This is a genomic window from Achromobacter sp. ISS7 (assembly GCF_056523125.1).
The window spans coordinates 4060251-4081135 of the sequence record NZ_JAWRZD010000001.1 but is presented as its reverse complement, the minus strand read 5'-3'; the positions used below and the strand labels follow the sequence as shown (position 1 = coordinate 4081135).

The following is a 20885-nucleotide window of genomic DNA, read 5'->3' as shown; positions in this document are numbered from 1 at the left end:
TTTTCCGATGACCTGTCTCTGAATCGCATGTGGGGGATTACCGCGAGCATTCAAAACTCCGCTAGCGGGAGGAAGGGCGGTCACGGCGGGGATTCCCATGTGAATCCCCTGGCCACGATAAGTGCCTTACAGCCGGTCGCAGCGCACGGTGATCGGGTGATCGCGCAGCGTCGTCATGACCAGGTCGTCGACCTGGCCTTCGACGTCGGTGATCACGTAGCCGATCTGGCCCTTGGTCTGCAGGGTCTGGCTGACGATGTTCAGGCCGTGCTGCGCCATCAGGTTGTCCAGCGTGCCGAGCGCGCCCGGGGCGTTGCGGTGCACGTGCAGGATGCGGGTGGCGCCGGCCTGCTCCAGGTAGGGCAGCTCGGGGAAGTTGACCGCGCCCTTGGTGGTGCCGGCCTGCAGGAAGCGCACCAGCTTCTCGGCCACTTCGCGGCCGATGTTCTCTTGCGATTCCTGCGTGCTGCCGCCGATGTGCGGGGTCAGGATGACGTTGGGCAGGCCGATCAGCGGGCTGGCCAGCGGTTCGTCGGCGCTCTTGGGTTCGGTGGGGAACACGTCGAGCGCGGCGCCCGCCAGGTGGCCGGACTTGAGCGCGGCGTGCAGGGCGTCGATGTCGACCACCGTGCCGCGCGAGGCGTTGATGAGGATGGCGCCGCGGCGCATGCGCCCGATCGTCTCCGCATTCATGATGTTCTCGGTGGACTTGCCGCCGGGCACGTGCAGGGTGACGACGTCGGCCTGCTCCAGCAGGTCGTTGAGCGAGCCGGCCGGGCGGGCGTTGCCCAGCGGCAGCTTGGCTTCGACGTCGTGGTAGATGACGCGCATGCCGAGGCTTTCGGCCAGGGTGCTGATCTGCGAGCCGATGTTGCCGTAGCCGACGATGCCGAGGGTCTTGCCGCGGGTCTCGAAGGCGCCGGCGGCGCTCTTGTCCCAGTGGCCGAGATGGACGCGGGCGTTCTTCTCGGGGATGCGGCGCAACAGCAGGATGGCTTCGCCCAGCACCAGCTCGGCGACCGAGCGGGTGTTGGAGAAGGGCGCGTTGAACACCGGGATGCCGCGTTGCATGGCGGTGTCGAGGTCGACCTGGTTGGTGCCGATGCAGAAGCAGCCGACGACGCGCAGGTCGGGGCTGCCGGACAGCAGGGCGGCATCCAGGTGGGTACGAGAACGGATGCCCGCGACGTGGGCGCCGCGCAGGGCGTCCTGCAGCTGCGACGGCGGCAGGGCCGCGGCGTGCGTGACGATGTCGGTGTAGCCGGCGGCTTCGAAGACGGCGCGGGCGCTCGGGTGGATGTTCTCGAACAGGACGATGTGTGCCATGACTGCCAGGGGTCGGGGTGGGAAATGCGTTTTATTTATTGTGGCGCATTTTTGCTGCGGTGCAAGAGGTACCCATTGCCCTGGTGGGGATGAATTGTTTCAGGCGGCTGGCCGGGGCGGGCCCCGGCCCTGCGCCTCAACGATACGCCTGGAACACCTTGGCGCCGCCGCGCTTGTCCACCAGCAGGACATCGTGCGGGGTCTTGCGGCCGCCGTATTCGGGGCCGTCCATGCCGGGCGAGCCCAGCGGCATGCCGGGGGCGGCCAGGCCGGCGGCGTCCGGTTTCTCCAGCAGCAGGCGGCGCACGTCGCTGGCGGGCACGTGGCCCTCGATGGCGTAGCCGTCCACCACGGCCGTGTGGCAGGAGCCGTAGTCGGCCATGCCGGCATTGCGGCGCACCGCGCCGGTGTCCTGCACGTCGTGGGTGGTGACCTCGAAGCCGTTGTCGCGCATGTGCTTGACCCAGTCTTCGCAACAGCCGCAGGTGGGGGTCTTCCAGACCTGGACCTTGGGCGCCGCCTGCGCCAGGGTCGGGACCGGGGCGTACAGCGGCAGGGACAGCGCGGCCGCGAGGATCAGGCGGCGGGCGGGGGTGAAGGTTTTTTTCATGGGTCTCCGCGAGAAGGATCAGAACCAGAAGCGCACGCCCGCCAGCACGGCGGCCTGCGAGCGGCCTTGGCCGGCCTCGGACGCATAGTCCGCGGTGCGGCCGAACTTACGTTCGAAGGATACTCCGATGTAGGGGGCGAACTGGCGCGTGACCTCGTAGCGCAGGCGCAGCGACAGCGAGCCCTTGGACAGGCCCGAGCCGATGCCGCGTTCGGGGTCGTTGCGGCCGTAGGCGCTGGCCTCGATTTCGGGGGTGAATATCAGACGCTGGGTAAGCAGCAGGTCGTATTCGGCCTTCATTGCCAGCGCGGTGCGGCCCGACGGGCCGGCGTAGGCGGTGGTCTCGAACTCGATGTTGTAGGGCAGCACCCCCTCGATGCCGAGCGCGGCCCAGTTGCGCTTGGGGCCGGCGCCGAAGTCGCGGCGCGCGCCCAGCTGCAGGTCCCAGAACGGCGAGATGGCGCGGCTCCAGAATGCTTCGACCTTGGCGTCCGAGCCGCCGCCGCTTTCGCGTTCGCCTTCGCTCTTGACCACCAGCCGGTCGGTGGCGGTGCCCCACCAGAAGCGGCCGTCCCATTCCAGCGCGTTCTGGCCGTCGCGGTTGCGCGACCCGCCGAACTTGTCGAACAGCAGCCGCGACGAGGCCGCGTTGTCCATCATGTGCGGATGGATGCCGTAGCTGTCATAGCCACGCTGGCCGGCGCCGTCGCTGGACGGCAGGCTGCCGACGGGCGGGGCGGCGGAGGCGGGTGAGCCATGATCCATGCCGGGCATGGACGAGTGATCCATGGCGGGAACCGGCGTCGTTTGCGGTTTGGCGGCACCGGGGGGCATGCCGGGCATGGAACCGTGATCCATGTCCGGCATCGATCCATGATCCATGGCGGCATGGTCGTTCATGGCCTGGCCGTGGGCTGGCTGGCCGGCCATTCCCGCCAGCAGGGCGGCGGCCAGCGCGGCGTGGCGGAACGGGGGAAGGGAAGTGCGCATATTCCGGTTTCTCATCGCCTACTCCACCACGACCGCCCTGAACATGCCGGCCTCCATGTGGTACAGCAGGTGGCAGTGGTAGGCCCAGTTGCCGCGGGCATCGGCGCTGACGCGGTAGCTCAGGCGCTGCGCCGGGTTGAGCGACAGGGTGTGCTTGCGGACCTGGAAGGCGCCGTCGGGCGATTCCAGGTCGCTCCACAGGCCGTGCAGGTGGATCGGGTGGGTCATCATGGTGTCGTTGACCAGCACGAAGCGCACGCGCTCGCCGTGGCGCAGCACGATGGGCTTGGCGTCGGAGAACTTCACGCCGTTGAACGACCACATGTAGCGTTCCATGTTGCCGGTCAGGTGCAGTTCGATCTCGCGGGTTGGCGCGCGGTTGTCGTCGGGCTCGCGGATCGAGCGCAGGTCGGCGTAGGTCAGGACGCGGCGGCCGTTGTCGCGCAGGCCGACGCCGGGATCGTCCAGGCGGGTGGAGACCACGTCGGGCAGCATCGAATTGCCGGGGCCGCGCTCCTCGGGATAGGGGTGCCTGACTTCGACGATGCCGCCCTGGTCCGCGCCGCTGCCGTGGGCGCCGCCATGGTCCATGCCGGGCATGGCGCCGTGGTTCATGCCGGCCATCGCGCCAGCTGTCGTCCCTGACGCGGCGCCGTGATCCATGCCGCCCATGTCGTGCTTCATGCCCATGTCCATCATGCCGAGCAGTTGCGCGCGATCGACGGCGGGCACCTCGGCCTGCATGCCGGGCCGCGGCGCCAGGGTGGCGCGGGCGTAGCCGGAACGGTCCATGGCCTGCGAGAAGATGGTGTAGGCGCGGTCTTCGGCGGGTTCGACGATCACGTCGTAGGTCTCGGCCACGGCGATGCGGAATTCCTCCACGTCGACCGGCCGCACGTCCTGGCCGTCGGCCGCCACCACCGTCATCTTCAGGCCGGGGATGCGGACGTCGAAGTACGTCATGGCCGAGCCGTTGATGAAGCGCAGGCGCACGCGCTCGCCCGGCTTGAACAGGCCGGTCCAGTTGCCGGTCGGCGTCGCGCCGTTGGTCAGGAAGGTGTACGTGGCGCCGGAGACGTCCGCCAGGTCGGACGGGTTCATGCGCATCTGCTCCCACATCAGGCGCTCGGACAGCGCCGCCCGCCAGCCCTTCTCGCCCGCGTCGCGGATCAGGCTCTCGACGCTGGGCTGGTTGCGGTTGTAGTAGTCGGGCATGGCCTTGAGCTTGTCGAAGACCCGCATCGGGTCTTCGTCCGTCCAGTCCGACAGCAGCACGGTGTAGTCACGGTCCGCGGCGATGGGATCGCGCCGCTTCGGGTCGATGACGATGGCGCCGTACAGGCCCGTCTGTTCCTGGAAGCCCGAGTGGCTGTGATACCAGTAGGTGCCGCTCTGGCGCACGTCGAAACGGTAGGTGAAGGTCTGGCCCGGATCGATGCCCGGAAAGCTCAGGCCCGGCACGCCATCCATGTCCGTGGGCAGCAGGATGCCGTGCCAGTGGATCGAGGTCTGTTCGCGCAGGCGGTTGGTGACGTGCAGCGTCACCGTGTCGCCCTCGCGCCAGCGCAGCAGCGGCGCCGGCACCTGGCCGTTGACGGTGGTGGCGATGCGGGCGGCGCCGGTGAAGTTCACCGGCGTCTCGCCGATCTCCAGGTGGAATTCGGTGCCGCGCAGTTCGGCGGGCAGGGCGGGGGCGGCGTGCTGGCTCGCGCTGGCGGCGCGCCAGCCGCCCAGCGCCGCGAGCGCGCCGCCGGCGGCCAGCCCCTGCACGAAGCGGCGGCGGGCGGGAATGGGGAGGGCTTTCATGACGGATCCGCGGCGGCGCTACTGCACCGACACCGCGCCCTTCATGCCGGCGGCGTAGTGGCCGGGTTCCAGGCAGCCGAAGGACACGCTGCCGGCGCGGTCGAACTTCCAGACGATCTGGCCGCTCTTGCCGCCGTCCAGCGACACGGCGTTGGCCTCTTCGTGGCGCATGCCGGGGTCCTTCATCATCATGGCGTAGTGGGCCTGCAGGTCGGCGTCGGAGCCCAGCACCATCTCGTGGCGGATGCGGCCCGAGTTGCGCACGTTGAAGCGCACCGTTTCGCCGGCCTTGACCTGCACCTGGGCGGGCGTGAAGCGCATGGCGTCGGTCATGTCGATGTCGATGGTGCGGGTGACGCGGGCGGCGTCGCCAGGCGTGCCGATGGGGGCGGAGGCCATCGGCATGGCGTGGCCGGCGTGTTCGCCGTGGCTGCCGGCCGCGAACGCGGTGCCGGCGCCGAGCAGGACGGCCAGGGCCGCCTGGGCCGTGGTTCGGGTGATACGGAGCAAAGTGCCTTGCATGCTGATCCCTTCGTGGGAGTTGACCATGCGGGCACTTTAGAAAAACCGGGGTGACCCGGTTCTGTCGCCTGGATTACTTCTTTGTAATGTTGGCGGCCGGCGCCCCGGGCAGGTTGCCGCGCAGGGTGATGCCGACCACCGTGCCGGCGGCGCCGGAAGCCGCGTCGACGTCGCCGCCGTGCATGCGGGCGATGGCGCGCACGATCGCCAGGCCCAGCCCGTGGCCTTCGCTGCGGGGCGCGCGCGCCTGGCCCGAGCGGAAGAAGCGGTCGAAGATGCGCGGCAGGTCGGCGGCCGGGATCGGCGCGCCGGGGTTGCGCACCTCGACCCGCGCGCCGGCCGGTAAAGGCTGGCAGGCCAGCACGATCTCGCCGCCGCGCGGCGTGGCCTTGATGGCGTTGGAGATCAGGTTCGCGAGCGCGCGCCGCACCAGCCCGGGGTTGGCGGCGATGAGGGCATCGCCGTCGCAGCGCAGCGTGACGCCGCTGTCTTCCAGCGCCGCCTCGTAGAAGTCGGCGACGCGCCGGGCCTCGGCGGCCAGCGACACCGGCGCCAGGTCGGCGGCGCGTTCGCCGCGGTCGGCGCGGGCCAGGAACAGCATGTCGTTGACCAGCGTCTTCAGGTCTTCCAGCGTTTCCAGGTTGGATTCGAGCACGTCGCGCAGTTCGGCCGCGTCGCGGCCGCTGGACAGGGTCACCTGGGTGCCGTTGATCAGCGTGGCCAGCGGCGTGCGCAGCTCGTGCGCGACGTCGGCGTTGAAGCCTTCCATCTGCTGATAGGCGGCCTGCAGCCGTTCCAGCGTGCGGTTGAACGACAGCACCAGCTCGTGCAGCTCGCGGTCGGTGTCGCGCAGCGGCAGGCGCACGGCCAGGTTGTCGGGCTGGATGCGGGCGGCCTGTTCGGACAGCCGGCGCGTCGGCGCCATGCTGCGGCGCACGGCCCAGGCCGCCAACACCACGGTGGCGCCGACCCACAGTGCGCAGATCAGCGCCAGCGCGGTGCCGTAGGCGTACAGGAACTGCGAGCTGGTGCGGGTGCTGACCGCCACCGTCAGGTGCGCGCCCGGCAGGATGCGGTCGTCGACCGCGACGCGCAGGCCGCGCATGCGGCTGCCGTCGGCCAGTTGCAGCAGCACCTGGCGGTCGGGCAGCGTCTGCAGCGTCTCGGGCGCATCGCCGCCGTAGACGGGATGGCCCTGGGCGTCGACGATCCAGATGCCGAGCTGGCTCTGGCCGGTGCGCATGTCGTCGAACGTGGCGGCCAGGTCGTGCAGGCCGCGCGCGTTGTTCTGCATGTCGATCAGGTGGTTGATGAGTTCCAGCTTGCCGCTGACCTCGGTGATTTCCTGGCGTTCGACTTCGCGCTTGAGGGCCCAGAACAGGGTGGCGCCCGCCAGGCTGGAGACCAGCAGGGCGATCACGCCCAGCAGCAGGGTCAGGCGCGCCTGCATCGAGCGCATGCGCGGCGGTTTCATCCGCGCGCGGGCTCCGGCCGCGATTCGAGCACGTAGCCCATGCCGCGCACGGTGTGCAGCAGCTTGGCCTCGAACGGGTCGTCCAGCTTGCTGCGCAGGCGCCGCACGGCCACGTCGATGACGTTGGTGTCGCTGTCGAAGTTCATGTCCCAGACCTGCTCGGCCAGGGTGGTGCGCGACAGCACCTGGCCCTGGCGCCGCAGCAGCAGGGCCAGCAGGTTGAATTCCTTGGCGGTCAGGTCCAGGCGGCGGCCGCCGCGCGCGACCTTGCGGCGCGCCAGGTCCAGTTCCAGGTCGGCCAGGCGGAACACGGTGGGTTCCTGCGAGCGGCCGCGCCGCAGCAGGGCCTGCACGCGCGCCAGCAGCTCGGAGAAGGCGAAGGGCTTGACCAGGTAGTCGTCGGCGCCGCCTTCCAGCCCGCGCACGCGGTCTTCGACGGCGTCGCGCGCGGTCAGCATCAGGATCGGGGTGTCCTTGTTGGCGCGCACGGCGGCCAGGATGCCGAAGCCGTCCACGCCGGGCAGCATCACGTCCAGCACGATCAGGTCGTAGGCGCCTTCCAGCGCCAGGTGCAGGCCGTTGACGCCGTCGCGCGCCAGGTCGACGACATGGCTCTGTTCCGACAATCCCTTCTTGAGGTAGTCGGCCAGCTTGGGTTCGTCTTCGATGACCAGGATGCGCATGGCCGGAAATTTACCATCCGCGCCGCGATCGCGGCGCGGATGGCGCGTGATGCGTGACGCCGCCTCAGGCGGACGGGTCGACGGCGATGCGGTCCGGCGGGAAGCGCAGCGCGAACAGGCTGCCCTTGCCGGGTTCGCTGGTGATGAACAGCTCGGCGTCGTGGCGCATGGCGATGTGCTTGGTGATCGCCAGCCCCAGGCCGGTGCCGCCAACGGCGCGCGAGCGGCCGCGGTCGACGCGGTAGAAGCGTTCGGTCAGGCGCGGGATGTGGCGGGCCGGAATGCCGATGCCGGTGTCCTGCACGCTGTAGCGTCCGCCGCCGTCGGGCTCGCGTTCCCAGCGCACGGTGATGGTGCCGCCGTCGGGGGTGTAGCGCACGGCGTTGGTCAGCAGGTTCGACAGGGCCGAGGTCAGCTCGGTCTCGGCGCCGAGCACGTCGAGGGTCTCGTCGATGTGCCATTCGAGCACGTGGCGTCCGCCCGACAGGGCCTCGATCTGCTGGCGCGCTTTCTGCAGCAGCGCGCCCATGTTGACCGCGCGCGGGTCGCTGCCCGGCGACGATTCCAGCGTCGACAGCGTCAGCAGGTCCTCGACGATGGCCTGCATGCGCTGGGCCTGCTCGTGCATCATGTCCAGGTACTGCGCGCGTTGCTCGGGCGGCAGGGCGTCGGCGGGCATGTCGCGCAGCGTTTCCAGGAAGCCGGCCAGCACCGTCAGCGGCGTGCGCAGTTCGTGCGAGACGTTGGCGACGAAGTCGCGGCGCGTGGTTTCCAGGCGCTCGATCTGGGTGACGTCGCGGGTGATGAGCAGGCGCTGGTTGCTGGCGTAAGCCGTCAGCTGCATCATCATCAGCCGTTCCTGGCCGTTCTGGCCCAGGCGCACCAGGATCGGATCGGGCCAGGAGGCGCGGTGGGCGTATTCGACGAATTCCGGCGCGCGCAGCAGGTTCAGCAGGTTGTGGCCGCGGTCGGCCGGCAGGCGCAGGCCCAGGTGCTGGCGCGCCATGCGGTTGCACCAGTCGATCTGGAAGTCTTCATTGAGCGTGACCGCGCCGTCCGGCAGCGCCTGGGCGGCCGCCAGCATGCCCTGCATGGTGTCGCGGGTCTCGGTCAGCTCGCGGGCGCGGGCCCGGGTGTAGCGGTAGAGCGGGGCGAGGATGTCGTCCCACGGGCCCACCGAGGCGGGGGGAGAGGTGTCCGGGTGCCTGGCCCAATGGGAAACCAGGTGCAGGCGCCAGCTACGCCACAGCAGCATGGTGACCAGCGCGGCGCTGAACAGCACCCAACCCGCCGGATCCCCAATGAGCCATTGCGCCAATAGCGCGACCGCCGCCCACAGGGCGACCAGGATAAGAGTGCGCAGCCAGATCATCGTGCGGGAGTTTTACCGCGCCGGGACCTGTGCCGTAAACCGGTAGCCGCTGCCGCGCACCGTTTCCACGTGGGCGTCGTGGCCGCTGGGTTCCAGCGCCTTGCGCAGGCGGCGGATGTGCACGTCGACCGTGCGTTCCTCGACGAAGACGTGATCGCCCCAGACCTGGTCCAGCAGCTGCGAGCGCGAGAACACGCGTTCCGGGTGGGTCATGAAGAAGTGCAGCAGGCGGAATTCGGTGGGGCCGATCTGCAGCGACTGGCTGTTGCCCGACAGGCGGTGCGTGACGGGGTCCAGCTTGAGGCCGCCGACGTCGATCACGTCGTCGGTCAGCTGCGGCGCACGGCGGCGCAGCACGGCCTTGATGCGGGCCATCAGCTCCTTGGGCGAGAAGGGCTTGGTGATGTAGTCGTCGGCGCCGGCTTCGAGGCCGTCGACCTTGTCCTGCTCGGAACCCTTGGCGGTCAGCATGATGACCGGGACGGCGCGGGTGCGCTCGTCGTTGCGCAGCTTGCGCGCCATGGCCAGGCCGGAGGTGCCGGGCAGCATCCAGTCCAGCAGGATAAGGTCGGGCAGTTCGGCGCGGATCAGCGTCTGGGCCTGGTCGGCGTCGAAGGCGCGCAGCACTTTGTGGCCGGCGAAGGACAGGTTGACGGCGATCAGTTCCTGGATTGCGGGTTCGTCTTCGACGACGAGGATGGTGCTGGACATGGCGAATAGGGCACGCTTCGGAGCGCCGGCGCGGCGCGAACATTGCGATAGTATGGCCGCAATATTTCAGGTATGTGACCAAAGCGCGGGTTCTCGGTCCCGCAGGCGGCGTCTGGCCGGCCCCGATAGGCTACCATTGGACGATATATCGGGAATTCACCATGCAAAACCCCTCCGAATCGCAACATTCCGCGGATTCCGCCTCCCAATCGACGCATTTCGGCTTCCAATCGGTGCCGGAACACGACAAGGCCCGCAAAGTCGCCGAAGTCTTCCATTCCGTGGCCCAGCGCTACGACATCATGAATGATTTCATGTCGGCCGGCCTGCACCGCGTCTGGAAGGCCTTCACCATTGGCCGCGCGGCCATCCGCCCGGGCATGAAGGTGCTGGACATCGCCGGCGGCACCGGCGACCTGGCCAAGGCTTTCGCCAAGCGCGCCGGCCCCACCGGCGAGGTCTGGCTGACCGACATCAACGACTCGATGCTGCGGGTCGGCCGCGACCGCCTGGCCGACGCCGGCCTGCTGGTGCCCACGGCCGTCTGTGACGCCGAGCGCCTGCCGTTCCCGACGGGCTATTTCGACCGCGTCAGCGTGGCCTTCGGCCTGCGCAACATGACCCACAAGGACCGCGCGCTGGCCGAAATGACCCGCGTGCTCAAGCCGGGCGGCAAGCTGCTGGTGCTGGAATTCTCCCGCATCGCCAAGCCGCTGGCGCCGGCCTACGACTGGTATTCCTTCAACGTGCTGCCCTGGCTGGGCAAGACCGTGGCCAAGGACGAAGCCAGCTACCGCTACCTGGCGGAATCCATCCGCATGCACCCCGACCAGGACACCCTGGCGGACATGCTGCGCACCGCCGGCCTGGAGCGGGTGCAGTACTTCAACCTGACGGCCGGCATCGCCGCCCTGCATGAGGGTGTGCGCCTGGGCTGAACGTCCTGGGGTCCGATACGGCTTTTCTTCGCCTCCGGGGGAACTTGTGGGGCGACGGCTTGTCCGTTATTCTTACGTCATTCAGATTATTGTAAGAAAGTCGCGCTGAACGGCCGCACGATCCGTGCGGCTTTCCGCTGCTCGGGGCAGCGGGAAGCGCGGGTACGAGGGAGCAAATCCATGACCAAATTCTGTTTCTCGCGGTTTGTCGCCGCGGCGCTCATCGCCATTTCCGGCGCTGCGTTGGTGACGGCGTCGTTTGACGCCGAAGCCCGCCGCGCCGGCGGTGGCAGCAGCGTCGGCCGCCAATCCTCCAATGTGACCCAGCAACGCCAGGCCACCACGCCGCCGGCCGCCGCCAACAACACCGCGGGCGCCACCGCGGCGCCGGCCGCCGCCGGTGCCGCCACGGCCGGCGCCGCGGGCGCCGCCGCCAAGAGCGGCGCGTCGCGCTGGCTCGGCCCGATCGCCGGCATCGCCGCCGGCCTGGGCATCGCCGCCCTGCTCTCGAGCATGGGCCTGTCGGGCGCCTTCGCCGAATTCCTGTCGTCCGCGCTGCTGATCGCCGTGGTCGTGTTCGGCGTGATGTTCATCATCCGCCGCCTGCGTGGCGCCGCGCCGCGTCCGGCCACCCAGGGCGCCTTTGGCGGCGCCAACAACGCGTCGGGCGAGCCGCAGCAGCAGCCCATGTGGCGTGAAACGCTGAAGCCGGCCGCGCCGGCCGCGGCGCCCATCGCCGCCGCCGTCGCAGCGGCCCCGGTTGCCGCGACGCCCAAGGCGGGCGACGACAACAACTGGTTCGTGCCGGGTGATTTCGACACGCCCAACTTCCTGAAGCAGGCCAAGGACCAGTTCGTGCGCATCCAGGCCGTGTGGGACAGCGGCAGCACCGACCGCCTGCGCGACTACCTGACCGACGACCTCATCACCGAGCTCAAGCCGCAACTGGCCGAGCGTGGCGCGGCCCCCAACAAGACCGAAGTGGTCCTGTTGAACGCCGAGCTGCTGGGCATCGAGACGGTGTCCGACGGCCACCTGGCCAGCGTGCGCTTCTCGGGCATGCTGCGCGAAGCGCCGGGCGCCGAAGCCTTCCGCTTCGAGGAGGTCTGGAACCTGTTCAAGCCCGCCAACGGCGGCTGGCTGCTGGCCGGCATCCAGCAGATCCCGGTGGAATTCGCCAGCTGATCCGGCTGGCGCCATCCTCCTGCTATCGCGGCGGCCTTGCGGCCGTCCGCCACAACCGGCCCCTCAGGGCCGGTTTTTCCATGCGCGGGCGCAAACCGCGTCCAGACTGTCCGGAACACACCCGCATCCAACCCGTTACACTCCCGATTTACCCATCAACTTCGTCATCCCCGTTTCGCGGGGCCGCGGACCGTCATGTTGCCTTTTTCGTTTCTGCCCACTCCTGCACGGCTGGCCGTCGGCGCGCTCAACACCCTGTTGAAGCGTGAAGACTGGGCGCGCGAACGCCTGGCCCGCCACGCCGGCAAGACCGTGCGTTTTGCGCTGGGCGGCTTCACCCTGGGCCTGACCATCGACAGCGAGGGCCTGGCGGCCCAGGCCGATGCGGCGGTGGTGCCCGACGTGACCCTGACGGTGGCGCCCGAGAAGCTGCCGCTGCCGCGCCTGGGCGCGGGCGGCGAGGCGCCCGATTTTGCCGAGGCCACGCACATCTCCGGCGACGCCGCGCTGGCGCAGGTGGTGGCGGACCTGTCCAAGCAGTTGCGCTGGGACCCGGAAGACAGCCTGGCGCGGCTGGTGGGCGACATTCCCGCGCTGCGCATCGTTGGCGGGCTGCGCGCGGCCGCCGGCGGCGCGCGCCAGGCCGGCCAGCGCATGGCCGAGAACGTGTCCGAATACCTGGCCGAAGAAAGCGGCATGCTGCTGGGCCGCCCGGCGCTGGAGCAGTGGCGCCTGGACCTGGCCGAGCTGAACGCCCGCGCCGACGCGGTGGCGCGCTCGGCCGCCGCCCTGCAATCGCGGCTGGCCACGGCCGCCGGCAAGCGAGGCGCCTGACCCATGTTCCCCTTGCTGCGCCTGCTTCGCATCATCCTGGTTTCGCTGCGCTACGGTCTGGACGAGCTGGTGCTGTCCAGCCTGAACCATCCGCTGGCCACCTGCCTGCTGCGCGTCATCCGCCTGGGCACCCGGCCGCGCAAGCCGCGCGGCCTGCGGCTGCGCCTGGCATTGGAATCGCTGGGCCCGATCTTCGTGAAGTTCGGCCAGGTGCTGTCGACCCGCCGCGACCTCATCCCCGCCGACATCGCCAACGAACTGGCGCTGCTGCAGGACCGCGTGCCGCCGTTCCCGTCGGCCCAGGCCGCCGCCTGCATCGAGGCCGCGCTGGGCGCGCCGCCCGAAAAGCTGTTCGCGCAGTTCCAGGTCGACCCGGTGGCGTCGGCGTCGATTGCCCAGGTGCACTTCGCGGTGCTGCACGATGGCCGCGAGGTGGCGGTCAAGGTGCTGCGTCCGGGCATGCTCAGCATCATCGAGAAAGACCTGTCGCTGCTCAAGATCGTGGCCCGCATCATCGAGCGCCTGGGCGCCGATGGCCGCCGGCTCAAGCCGCGCGAGGTGGTGGCCGAGTTCGACAAGTACCTGCACGACGAACTGGACCTGGTGCGCGAGGCCTCCAACTGCAGCCAGCTGCGCCGCAACTTCGGCCCGGAGTCCGGCCGCGGCGACATGCTGATGGTGCCCGAGGTCATCTGGGAATACACCGCGTCCACGGTCTTCACCATGCAGCGCATGTATGGCGTGCCGGTGGGCCAGGTCGAGCGCATGCGCGCCGCCGGCATCGACATTCCGACGCTGGCGCGCACCGGCGTCGAGATCTTCTTCACCCAGGTGTTCACGGACGGCTTCTTCCACGCCGACATGCACCCGGGCAACATCTACGTGTCCGACCGGCCCGAGACGCTGGGCAGCTACATCGCCCTGGATTTCGGCATCGTCGGCTCGCTGTCGGAATTCGACAAGAACTACCTGGCGCAGAACTTCCTGGCCTTCTTCCACCGCGACTACCGCCGCGTGGCGCAGTTGCACATCGAGTCGGGCTGGGTGCCGCCCGACACCCGCGAGGAAGAGCTGGAGGGCGCGGTGCGCGCCGTCTGCGAACCGTATTTTGACCGGCCGTTGTCCGAGATTTCGCTGGGCCAGGTGCTGTTGCGCCTGTTCCAGACCTCGCGCCGGTTCAATGTGGAGATCCAGCCACAGCTGGTGCTGCTGCAGAAGACGTTGCTGAACGTCGAAGGCCTGGGGCGGCAGCTCGACCCCAACCTGGATCTCTGGAAGACCGCCAAGCCCTACCTGGAACGCTGGATGCGCCAGCGCGTCGGGATCAAGGGTTTGCGGCAGAGCCTGGAAAAAGAAGCCGCGCAGTGGTCGCAAATGCTGCCGGCGCTTCCCAGGCTGGTCCACGACCACCTGAATCGCCCGAACGTCTCGCCGGCCCTGCTGGCCGAGATGGTGCAGTTGCGGCGGGCCCAGGAACAGAGCAACCGGCTGATCGCGGCGCTGGTTGGCGTGCTGGCCCTGGGTATCGGGGTGGCGTTGTGGGCATTGACCCGATAGGCGGCGCGATGGTGTAAGTGCGATCCTCCTGTCATGTTTCATTCATGAAACGGTCATCATAGCTTCGCGGGAGACGGCGAAAAATAGCGCTGCGGCGGCCAATGCAGCGTCACGCCGGCAAGCGCGTGCGCCATTCATCAATTTCTATAGCCCCACTAGCGGGACGAAAACAAGGGCAGAACATGCTTTATCCTGAACTCTTCAAGACCATGGAAGCGGTGCGCTGGAACATGGCGCACGATATTCCCTGGGGCGATTTTGATCGCAGCAAGCTCTCGGACGAGCAGGCGCACACGATCAAGATGAATGCCATCACCGAGTGGGCCGCGTTGCCGGCCACCGAGATGTTCCTGCGCGACAATCGCGGCGACAGCGATTTCTGCGCGTTCATGTCGGTGTGGTTCTTCGAAGAACAGAAGCATTCCCTGGTGCTGATCGAGTACCTGCGCCGCTTCCGTCCCGACCTGGTGCCCACGGAAGAAGAGCTGCACAACGTGCGCTTCGAATTCGACGTCGCGCCCGAGCTGGAAACGCTGATGCTGCACTTCTGCGGCGAAGTGCGCCTGAACCACTGGTACCGCCGCGCCGCCGAATGGCACACCGAGCCGGTCATCAAGTCGATCTACAAGACCGTGGCGCAGGACGAGGCCCGCCATGCCGGCGCCTACCTGCAATACATGCGCCGCGCGCTGCACAACCGCGGCGAGGACACCAGCGTCCAGGCGCGCCTGGCGTTCTCCAAGATCGGCGTGCTGATGGCCTCGGCCGGCCGCACCCAGCAGGCGCTGCACCCGACCAACCTGCACGTCAACAAGGACCTGTTCCCCAACGACACGGTGCAGTCGCGCCTGCCCGAGCCGGGCTGGCTGGAGCACTGGCTGGACAGCCAGATCCGCTTCGACGGCATCTGGGAACAGAAGGTCGCCACCCGCATCCTGCACATCCTGTCCAAGCTGATGGATCGCAGCTTCGAGACGGTCAAGGACCTGAACCGCTACCGCAAGGAAATGACTGCGCTGGTCGTGCCCAAGGAAAAGGAAATCATCCTGGCCGGCGCCTGATCCGGCGGGAGGGCGGCGCGCCCCGGCCCCGACCGGGCGCGCCCGCTGACCGATGACGCCGGCCGCGGCCGCCGTCGTACAATCGCGGCATGCCAGCCGCCCGTTTCGAATCCAAAGTCCTGTCCCGCGACGACTGCGTCGCCGCCGTTGCCGCCGGCCGCCTGCCGCGGCCGCTGGTGTTCACCAATGGCGTCTTCGACATCCTGCATCGAGGCCACGCTACCTACCTGGACCAGGCCGCCCAGCTGGGCGCCACGCTGGTCGTGGCGGTCAACACCGATGAATCGGTGCGCCGCCTGGGCAAGGGCGCCGAACGTCCCCTGAACCGCATGGAAGACCGCGCCGCGCTGCTGGCGGCGCTGGGCTTCGTCACGGTGGTCACCTCGTTCCACGAGGACACGCCCGAGGCCCTGATCGGCCAGCTCAAGCCGGATCTGATCGTCAAGGGCGGCGACTACGACATGGAAAAGCTGCCCGAGACCGCCCTGGTCAAGACCTGGGGCGGCCGCGCGGTGGCGATCCCGTTCGAGTTCGAGCGCTCGACCACGGCGCTGGTCAAGAAGATCCAGGGCAACTGACCGCGCCGGCGGTCAGCGCGGCTCGCGCAGCAGCCGGTTGATGGCGTCCAGGTCGGACTCGGCCAGGATGCCGCTGGTGGCCTTCAGGCGCAGCCCCGACAGCACCGTGCTGTAGCGCGCCAGCGCCAGGTCGCGCTGGGTGGCATAGAGCTGCTGCTGGGCATTGAGCACGTCCAGGTTGATGCGCACGCCCACTTCGTAGCCGGTGCGGTTGGCCTCGACCGCGGCGCGGCTGGATTTCTCGCCGGCCTCGAGCGCCTGGATGCGCGCCAGGCCGCTGGTGACGCCGGTGTAGTACTGGCGCGCGGCCTGCACCGCCTGGCGCCGCGCCGCCTCGAAGTCGTAGCGGGCCTTCTGTTCCAGCTGCACCTTCTCGGTGACCTGCGAGGACACCCCGCCGCCCGAATACAACGGAATCGACAGCACCACGCCGATGGTGCTGTCGATCGGCTTGCCCGGCGCGGCGTTGCGCATCACCGCGTCGCTGGCGCTGCCGCTGGTGGCGCGCAGGTTCAGGGTGGGGTAGTGGCCGCTCTTGGCGATCTGGATCTGGCGCCCGGCGATGCGGGTCAGCAGCTGGGCGCGCAAGACGTCCAGGCTGGACGATTCGGCCTGGTTGCTCCAGTCGGCCACGCGGGCCGGTTGCGGGGCGGGCAGCTGCACGCCCTGCGGCAGCTCGGCCAGCGCGCCGGGCGGGCCGCCGATGATCTTGGCCAGCTCGTCGCGGCGCACGTCCAGGTCGTTCTGCAGGCGCAGTTCCTGCGCCACCACCAGGTCGTAGCGCGCCTGCGCCTCGTAGGTGTCGGTGATGGTGGCGTTGCCCAGCTCGAAATTGCGCTTGGCGGACTCCAGCTGGCCGGCCACGGCGGCTTTCTCGGCCTCGGTCGCGGCCAGGGTGTCCTGGGCGTACAGCACGTTGAAATAGGCGTCGGCCACGCGCAGCAGCAGGTCCTGGTAGGCCTGCTGCAACTGCACTTCGACGTCGGCGACGATGAGCTTGGACTGTTCGTAGTTCTGCCAGCGGCCCCAGTCGAACAGCGGCTGGGTCAGCGCCAGGTCCCAGACGCCGCGGCCGCCGCTGTAGGCCATGTTCAGGCCGCGGGTGCTGCGGGTTTCCTGGTAGGCGCCGCCGACGCCGGCCGAGACTTCGGGCAGCAGCAGGGCGCGCGCCTGCGGTTCCTTTTCCAGGCCGGCGCGGTAGTTGGCGCGGGCCGAGGCATAGATGGGGTCGTTGCCGAGGGCGGACTGCCACACCTGCAACAGATTCTGCGCGCACGCGACAGACGGGCCGACACTTGCGGCGGAGGTAAAAACCAGTAAAGCCGTAAGCAGTCGGACGCGCATGATCTGTCAGGGGGTGGGGTGTTGCTCCAGGGAGTCGGGGTCCGGTTGCCGGCCCGCGCAGGCGGGCCGCCATGGCGGGGCCGCGTGGCCGCCGCCGGGGGGACTCAGAACTTGAACTGCGACACCGTGGCGCCGCGCAGGGGCTTGATGACCGTTTCGAACAGATTGACGGTCTCGAAGCTGGCGGCGGTGGTGCGGGTGATGCGACAGGCCGTCATGACGGGGGCCTGGCCGACGACGACGACCAGGCGGCCGCCGACGCGCAATTGGTACTTGAGCGCGTCCGGCACGACCGGCACCGAGCCGGTCACCAGGATCGCGTCGTATTCGGTGGAACCCCAGCCGTTGCGGCCGTCGCCGGTCTCGACCTTGACGTTGGTGACGTTGTTCATCTGCAGGTTCTGCTGCGCGAACGTGACCAGGCGGCTGTCGATCTCGACCGAGGTGACCTGCTGCGCCAGGTAGCCCAGCAGCGCGGCCTGGTAGCCGGAGCCGGTGCCGATCTCCAGCACACAGTCGGACTTGCTCAGTTGCAGTTCCTGGGCCAGGCGGGCTTCGACCTTGGGGGCGAGCATGGTCTGGCGGGTGTTGACCGCGTTGATTTCCAGCGGCAGTTCCAGGTCGGAAAACGCCAGGGCGCGCAGGGCCGGCGGAACGAACTGTTCGCGGCGCACATCGAACAGCGCTTGCAGCACGTTGGCGTCCAGGACGTCCCACGGGCGGATCTGCTGTTCCACCATGTTGAAGCGGGCTTGTTCTACGTCGGGCAGGGTCGAAGCGTTCATGACGGTCTGAAAAAAAGCGGAGGAATCAGCTGACCATTGTACCGATTCGTAGCGTCCTGTGACGCCGGCGGGCGGAGCGGCTGGTTACAGCGGGGGAAACGGCGCCGGCGGCCCTGCGATTTCGGACGCGATGAGGGGCTTTCCCGGGAATGGCAGGGCCGCCGCCGCGATGGCGGTGCCAGGGGGGCGGGTGGCCGGCCGCGACCGGATCCCGCCCGCCGGGCGTCACCACCAGGCGTGGAAGTGGTGCACCGGGCCGTGGCCGGAGCCGACCGACAGGCGCTCGGCGTGGCGGATCGCTTCGGTCAGGTAGGCCTTGGCGCGGCGAGCGGCCTCGGGCACGTCCTCCACCTGCGGCAGCAGGGCGGCCAGGGCGGCCGACAGGGTGCAGCCGGTGCCGTGGGTGTTGGCGGTCTCGATGCGGTGGCCGGGCAGTTCGATCATGCGGTCGCCATCGTGCAGCAGGTCGATGGTGTCGTTGCCGGGCAGGTGGCCGCCCTTGACCATCACCCAGCGCTGGCCCGAGTGCGCCATCTTGTTGCGCAGGCGCTCGGCCACGCGCCGCATTTCCTTGACCGTCTCCACCGGGCGCTCTTCCAGCAGCACGCCGGCCTCGGGCAGGTTGGGGGTCAGCAGCGTGGCCTGCGGCAGCATGGCTTCGCGCATGGCGCCGACCGCGTCGCGCTCGAGCAGCAGGTCGCCGCTCTTGGCCACCATGACCGGGTCCAGCACCACGTGGGCCGGATTCCACTTGGCCAGCTTCTCGGCCACCACCTGGATCACCGGCTGCTGGCCCAGCATGCCGATCTTGACGGCGTCGATGCGCACGTCGGCGAACAGCGTGTCGATCTGCTGGCCGACGAAGGCCGGCGGCACCGGCGAGATGCCGGTGACGCCCTGGGTGTTCTGGGCGGTGAGCGCGGCGATGACGGCGCAGCCGTAGGCGCCCAGGGCGCTCATGGCCTTGACGTCGGCCAGGATGCCGGCGCCGCCGGACGGGTCGACGCCGGCGATGGTCAGCGCGTTGGGGATGGGACGGCCGCTGGCGGCCGCTTGGCGGCTGCTCATTTGGCGGCGCCGGGGGCGGCGGTGATCAGGCCTTCGGTGGGCGAGCTGGGCGCGCCGCTGTAGAGCTTCTTGGGCATGCGGCCGGCCAGGAAGGCCTCGCGGCCGGCTTCGACGCCCTTCTTCATGGCGCTGGCCATCAGCACCGGATCGCGCGCGGCGGCGATGGCGGTGTTCATCAGCACGGCGTCGCAGCCCAGTTCCATGGCGATGGCGGCGTCCGAGGCGGTGCCCACGCCGGCGTCCACCACCACCGGCACGCGGGCCTGGTCGATGATCAGGCGCAGGTTCCAGGGGTTCAGGATGCCCATGCCGGAGCCGATCAGCGAGGCCAGCGGCATCACGGCCACGGCGCCCATGTCTTCGAGCATGCGGCACTGGATGGGATCGTCGGTGCAATAGACCATGACCTGGAAGCCCTCATCCACCAGCGTCTTGGTGGCCTTGAGGGTTTCGGGCATGTTGGGGAACAGCGTGTGCGGGTCGCCCAGCACTTCCAGCTTGACCAGGGCGTGGCCGTCCAGCAATTCGCGCGCCAGGCGCAGCGTGCGCACGGCGTCGTCGGCCGAGTAGCAGCCGGCGGTGTTGGGCAGCAGCGTGAACTTGGACATCGGCACGTAGTCGAGCAGGTTGGGCTCGCCCGGGTTCTGGCCGATGTTGGTGCGGCGGATGGCGACCGTGACGATCTCCGTGCCGCTGGCGTCCAGCGCGGCGCGGGTCTGGTCGAAATCCTTGTACTTGCCGGTGCCAACGAGCAGGCGCGACGAGTAGGCGCGGCCGGCGATGGTGAGAGTGTCTTGAGTGGTCATGGCGGTGTGTCAAAGAGCGGGCGCGCGCTGCGGGACCCGCGGGGGCTGGCTGATCATCGGGCGGATCAACGGGTTGATCACGGTTAGCCGAATCATAAAGCACGGGGCGGCGTGTCAGCCCGCGCGGCGCGGCCGCGGCGTTCCAGAAATCGCGCTTGCCGCGCAGCCATGGGGCGCGCGAATGACCGGGTCGCGGACAGGGGTATCCCGGACGGCCGCGGTGGAGAGGGGGAAGAGCGCGCCTGTCGGGACGCCTAGGGCTGGCGCAGCCGGTCCAGGTCCGCGCACAGCTGTTCGGCCGCGTCGACCAGGCGCGGGCCGGGGCGGTAGAGCGCGTCGGCGTCGATGCCGTAGACGTGGCCGGCCCGCGCGGCGGGCAGGCCCATGGCGCGCCAGGCGGCCAGGTTGCGGGCGGTGTCGGCGGGCGCGGAGACGCCGGCCAGCACCGCGTCGGGGCGCGCCGCCAGCACGCTTTCCAGGCCGACCTGCGGCGCCACCACGGGGGCGTCGCCGAACACGTTGACGCCGCCGCACAGGCGCAGCGCGTCGCTGACGATGCTGGCGTGGTTCAGGGTGTAGATGGGGTCCAGGCCCGCCTGCACGAAGACCCGCACCGGCGCGCGGCCGGCGTAGCGCGCGGCCAGCGCGTCGAGCCGCGCGCGCAGGGCCCGGGCGGCGGGGCCGGCCTGCGCCTCGGTGCCGAACAGCACGCCCAGGCGCTCGACCGCGTCGGGAATGGCCGCCAGCGTCTGCGGATCGCTGTAGTAGACCGCCACGCCCAGCTTTTCCATCACGCGCGCCAGCGGCGCGGCGGCGGACGGCTGCCAGGCGATGACCAGGTCGGGCCGGGTGGCGGCCACGCGTTCGGGATCGGGTTGGGTGCCGTCGCCGATGACCGGCAGGGCGCGGGCGGCGGGCGGATAGTCGCTGCCGCGGATGGTGGCCACCAGGTAGGCGCCGGCGCCGGCCGCGTAGACCAGCTCGGTGGCGTGCGGCGCCAGGGTGACCGCGCGCCGCGCCGGGGCGGCCAGGGTCACGTCGCGGCCGCGATCGTCGCGCGCGTGGATCGCGGCGGGGGTTTCGACCGCGGTCACGGCTGGCGTCTTGGCCGAGGCGTCGGCCGCCGCCGGGCCCGGGGCGGACAGCAGCCCCAGGACGGCGAACGGAAGGGCGCGGACGAACGTCATGCGGTGGCTCGATACGGTCGGCGTGGAGGAACGCCGACTATATCGGAT

The 20885-nt window shown here is 69.5% G+C and carries 20 protein-coding genes; 6 read left to right on the top strand and 14 right to left on the bottom strand.

The window, feature by feature from the left end:
* Positions 1-126 precede the first annotated feature (126 nt).
* From serA to phoB, 9 genes are all read right to left on the bottom strand, one after another.
* A complete protein-coding gene (gene serA / locus AC1HFW_RS18350; RefSeq protein WP_006392621.1) occupies positions 127-1326 on the bottom strand; it encodes a phosphoglycerate dehydrogenase in 1200 nt (399 codons plus the stop codon).
* Positions 1327-1462: 136 nt separating this feature from the next.
* Positions 1463-1936 (bottom strand): DUF411 domain-containing protein, encoded by a 474-nt coding sequence (locus tag AC1HFW_RS18345; RefSeq protein WP_479284744.1) that lies wholly within the window; start codon positions 1934-1936, stop codon positions 1463-1465.
* 18 nt (positions 1937-1954) lie between these two features.
* On the bottom strand, positions 1955-2926 hold the full coding sequence (locus AC1HFW_RS18340) for a copper resistance protein B (RefSeq protein WP_479284742.1): 972 nt from the start codon (positions 2924-2926) through the stop codon (positions 1955-1957).
* Positions 2927-2944: 18 nt separating this feature from the next.
* Positions 2945-4732: a copper resistance system multicopper oxidase gene (locus AC1HFW_RS18335; RefSeq protein ID WP_479284740.1), complete on the bottom strand. Its 1788-nt coding sequence runs from the start codon at positions 4730-4732 to the stop codon at positions 2945-2947.
* 18 nt (positions 4733-4750) lie between these two features.
* Positions 4751-5254, bottom strand: coding sequence for a cupredoxin domain-containing protein (locus AC1HFW_RS18330; protein WP_035361194.1), 504 nt, complete (start codon positions 5252-5254; stop codon positions 4751-4753).
* 73 nt (positions 5255-5327) lie between these two features.
* Positions 5328-6728, bottom strand: a complete 1401-nt coding sequence (locus AC1HFW_RS18325; protein ID WP_479284738.1) for a heavy metal sensor histidine kinase — start codon at positions 6726-6728, stop codon at positions 5328-5330.
* Positions 6725-7411: a heavy metal response regulator transcription factor gene (locus AC1HFW_RS18320; protein ID WP_006392627.1), complete on the bottom strand. Its 687-nt coding sequence runs from the start codon at positions 7409-7411 to the stop codon at positions 6725-6727. The genes AC1HFW_RS18325 and AC1HFW_RS18320 overlap by 4 nt, the downstream gene beginning before the upstream one ends.
* A gap of 64 nt (positions 7412-7475) precedes the next feature.
* Positions 7476-8783, bottom strand: coding sequence for a phosphate regulon sensor histidine kinase PhoR (gene phoR / locus AC1HFW_RS18315; protein ID WP_006392628.1), 1308 nt, complete (start codon positions 8781-8783; stop codon positions 7476-7478).
* Positions 8784-8795: 12 nt separating this feature from the next.
* The gene (phoB, locus tag AC1HFW_RS18310) at positions 8796-9494 is read right to left on the bottom strand and encodes a phosphate regulon transcriptional regulator PhoB (protein WP_006386862.1); all 699 of its coding nucleotides are present in this window, start codon (positions 9492-9494) and stop codon (positions 8796-8798) included.
* A gap of 161 nt (positions 9495-9655) precedes the next feature.
* On the opposite strand from phoB, the gene ubiE reads away from it, so the two are divergent.
* The 6 genes from ubiE (at position 9656) to AC1HFW_RS18280 (ending at position 15647) form a co-directional block, all read left to right on the top strand.
* On the top strand, positions 9656-10432 hold the full coding sequence (gene ubiE / locus AC1HFW_RS18305) for a bifunctional demethylmenaquinone methyltransferase/2-methoxy-6-polyprenyl-1,4-benzoquinol methylase UbiE (RefSeq protein WP_006392629.1): 777 nt from the start codon (positions 9656-9658) through the stop codon (positions 10430-10432).
* Between the two features lie 180 nt (positions 10433-10612).
* Entirely contained in the window at positions 10613-11617 is a 1005-nt protein-coding gene (locus AC1HFW_RS18300; protein WP_061072581.1) for a Tim44 domain-containing protein, read from the top strand.
* Positions 11618-11812: 195 nt separating this feature from the next.
* Positions 11813-12451, top strand: coding sequence for a ubiquinone biosynthesis accessory factor UbiJ (locus AC1HFW_RS18295; RefSeq protein WP_006392632.1), 639 nt, complete (start codon positions 11813-11815; stop codon positions 12449-12451).
* 3 nt (positions 12452-12454) lie between these two features.
* Positions 12455-14008 (top strand): ubiquinone biosynthesis regulatory protein kinase UbiB, encoded by a 1554-nt coding sequence (gene ubiB / locus AC1HFW_RS18290; RefSeq protein ID WP_061072580.1) that lies wholly within the window; start codon positions 12455-12457, stop codon positions 14006-14008.
* Between the two features lie 182 nt (positions 14009-14190).
* Complete coding sequence (locus AC1HFW_RS18285; RefSeq protein WP_006392634.1) at positions 14191-15069, top strand: ferritin family protein; 879 nt, start codon at positions 14191-14193, stop codon at positions 15067-15069.
* Positions 15070-15158: 89 nt separating this feature from the next.
* On the top strand, positions 15159-15647 hold the full coding sequence (locus AC1HFW_RS18280) for an adenylyltransferase/cytidyltransferase family protein (protein ID WP_006392635.1): 489 nt from the start codon (positions 15159-15161) through the stop codon (positions 15645-15647).
* Positions 15648-15659: 12 nt separating this feature from the next.
* Here AC1HFW_RS18280 and AC1HFW_RS18275 read toward each other — a convergent pair whose 3' ends face one another.
* From AC1HFW_RS18275 to AC1HFW_RS18255, 5 genes are all read right to left on the bottom strand, one after another.
* On the bottom strand, positions 15660-16991 hold the full coding sequence (locus AC1HFW_RS18275; RefSeq protein WP_035359935.1) for a TolC family outer membrane protein: 1332 nt from the start codon (positions 16989-16991) through the stop codon (positions 15660-15662).
* A 104-nt stretch (positions 16992-17095) separates the two neighbouring features.
* Positions 17096-17776, bottom strand: coding sequence for a protein-L-isoaspartate O-methyltransferase family protein (locus tag AC1HFW_RS18270; RefSeq protein WP_006386870.1), 681 nt, complete (start codon positions 17774-17776; stop codon positions 17096-17098).
* Between the two features lie 225 nt (positions 17777-18001).
* The gene (thiD, locus tag AC1HFW_RS18265) at positions 18002-18844 is read right to left on the bottom strand and encodes a bifunctional hydroxymethylpyrimidine kinase/phosphomethylpyrimidine kinase (RefSeq protein WP_006392637.1); all 843 of its coding nucleotides are present in this window, start codon (positions 18842-18844) and stop codon (positions 18002-18004) included.
* The gene (locus AC1HFW_RS18260; RefSeq protein ID WP_006392638.1) at positions 18841-19650 is read right to left on the bottom strand and encodes a thiazole synthase; all 810 of its coding nucleotides are present in this window, start codon (positions 19648-19650) and stop codon (positions 18841-18843) included. The genes thiD and AC1HFW_RS18260 overlap by 4 nt, the downstream gene beginning before the upstream one ends.
* Positions 19651-19904: 254 nt before the next feature.
* The gene (locus AC1HFW_RS18255; RefSeq protein ID WP_479284732.1) at positions 19905-20837 is read right to left on the bottom strand and encodes a cobalamin-binding protein; all 933 of its coding nucleotides are present in this window, start codon (positions 20835-20837) and stop codon (positions 19905-19907) included.
* Between the last annotated feature and the right edge of the window lie 48 nt (positions 20838-20885).

What these genes read in the sequence shown, in the direction of transcription:
- AC1HFW_RS18295 (WP_006392632.1), top strand. Translation starts at nt 11,813, where the DNA reads ATGTTGCCTTTTTCGTTTCTGCCCACTCCTGCACGGCTGGCCGTCGGC.
- AC1HFW_RS18275 (WP_035359935.1), bottom strand. Translation starts at nt 16,991, where the DNA reads ATGCGCGTCCGACTGCTTACGGCTTTACTGGTTTTTACCTCCGCCGCA.
- ubiB (WP_061072580.1), top strand. Translation starts at nt 12,455, where the DNA reads ATGTTCCCCTTGCTGCGCCTGCTTCGCATCATCCTGGTTTCGCTGCGC.
- phoB (WP_006386862.1), bottom strand. Translation starts at nt 9,494, where the DNA reads ATGTCCAGCACCATCCTCGTCGTCGAAGACGAACCCGCAATCCAGGAA.
- AC1HFW_RS18325 (WP_479284738.1), bottom strand. Translation starts at nt 6,728, where the DNA reads ATGAAACCGCCGCGCATGCGCTCGATGCAGGCGCGCCTGACCCTGCTG.
- AC1HFW_RS18340 (WP_479284742.1), bottom strand. Translation starts at nt 2,926, where the DNA reads ATGCGCACTTCCCTTCCCCCGTTCCGCCACGCCGCGCTGGCCGCCGCC.
- AC1HFW_RS18280 (WP_006392635.1), top strand. Translation starts at nt 15,159, where the DNA reads ATGCCAGCCGCCCGTTTCGAATCCAAAGTCCTGTCCCGCGACGACTGC.
- AC1HFW_RS18260 (WP_006392638.1), bottom strand. Translation starts at nt 19,650, where the DNA reads ATGACCACTCAAGACACTCTCACCATCGCCGGCCGCGCCTACTCGTCG.
- AC1HFW_RS18345 (WP_479284744.1), bottom strand. Translation starts at nt 1,936, where the DNA reads ATGAAAAAAACCTTCACCCCCGCCCGCCGCCTGATCCTCGCGGCCGCG.
- phoR (WP_006392628.1), bottom strand. Translation starts at nt 8,783, where the DNA reads ATGATCTGGCTGCGCACTCTTATCCTGGTCGCCCTGTGGGCGGCGGTC.
- AC1HFW_RS18330 (WP_035361194.1), bottom strand. Translation starts at nt 5,254, where the DNA reads ATGCAAGGCACTTTGCTCCGTATCACCCGAACCACGGCCCAGGCGGCC.
- AC1HFW_RS18300 (WP_061072581.1), top strand. Translation starts at nt 10,613, where the DNA reads ATGACCAAATTCTGTTTCTCGCGGTTTGTCGCCGCGGCGCTCATCGCC.
- serA (WP_006392621.1), bottom strand. Translation starts at nt 1,326, where the DNA reads ATGGCACACATCGTCCTGTTCGAGAACATCCACCCGAGCGCCCGCGCC.
- AC1HFW_RS18320 (WP_006392627.1), bottom strand. Translation starts at nt 7,411, where the DNA reads ATGCGCATCCTGGTCATCGAAGACGAACCCAAGCTGGCCGACTACCTC.
- AC1HFW_RS18335 (WP_479284740.1), bottom strand. Translation starts at nt 4,732, where the DNA reads ATGAAAGCCCTCCCCATTCCCGCCCGCCGCCGCTTCGTGCAGGGGCTG.
- ubiE (WP_006392629.1), top strand. Translation starts at nt 9,656, where the DNA reads ATGCAAAACCCCTCCGAATCGCAACATTCCGCGGATTCCGCCTCCCAA.
- AC1HFW_RS18285 (WP_006392634.1), top strand. Translation starts at nt 14,191, where the DNA reads ATGCTTTATCCTGAACTCTTCAAGACCATGGAAGCGGTGCGCTGGAAC.
- thiD (WP_006392637.1), bottom strand. Translation starts at nt 18,844, where the DNA reads ATGAGCAGCCGCCAAGCGGCCGCCAGCGGCCGTCCCATCCCCAACGCG.
- AC1HFW_RS18270 (WP_006386870.1), bottom strand. Translation starts at nt 17,776, where the DNA reads ATGAACGCTTCGACCCTGCCCGACGTAGAACAAGCCCGCTTCAACATG.
- AC1HFW_RS18255 (WP_479284732.1), bottom strand. Translation starts at nt 20,837, where the DNA reads ATGACGTTCGTCCGCGCCCTTCCGTTCGCCGTCCTGGGGCTGCTGTCC.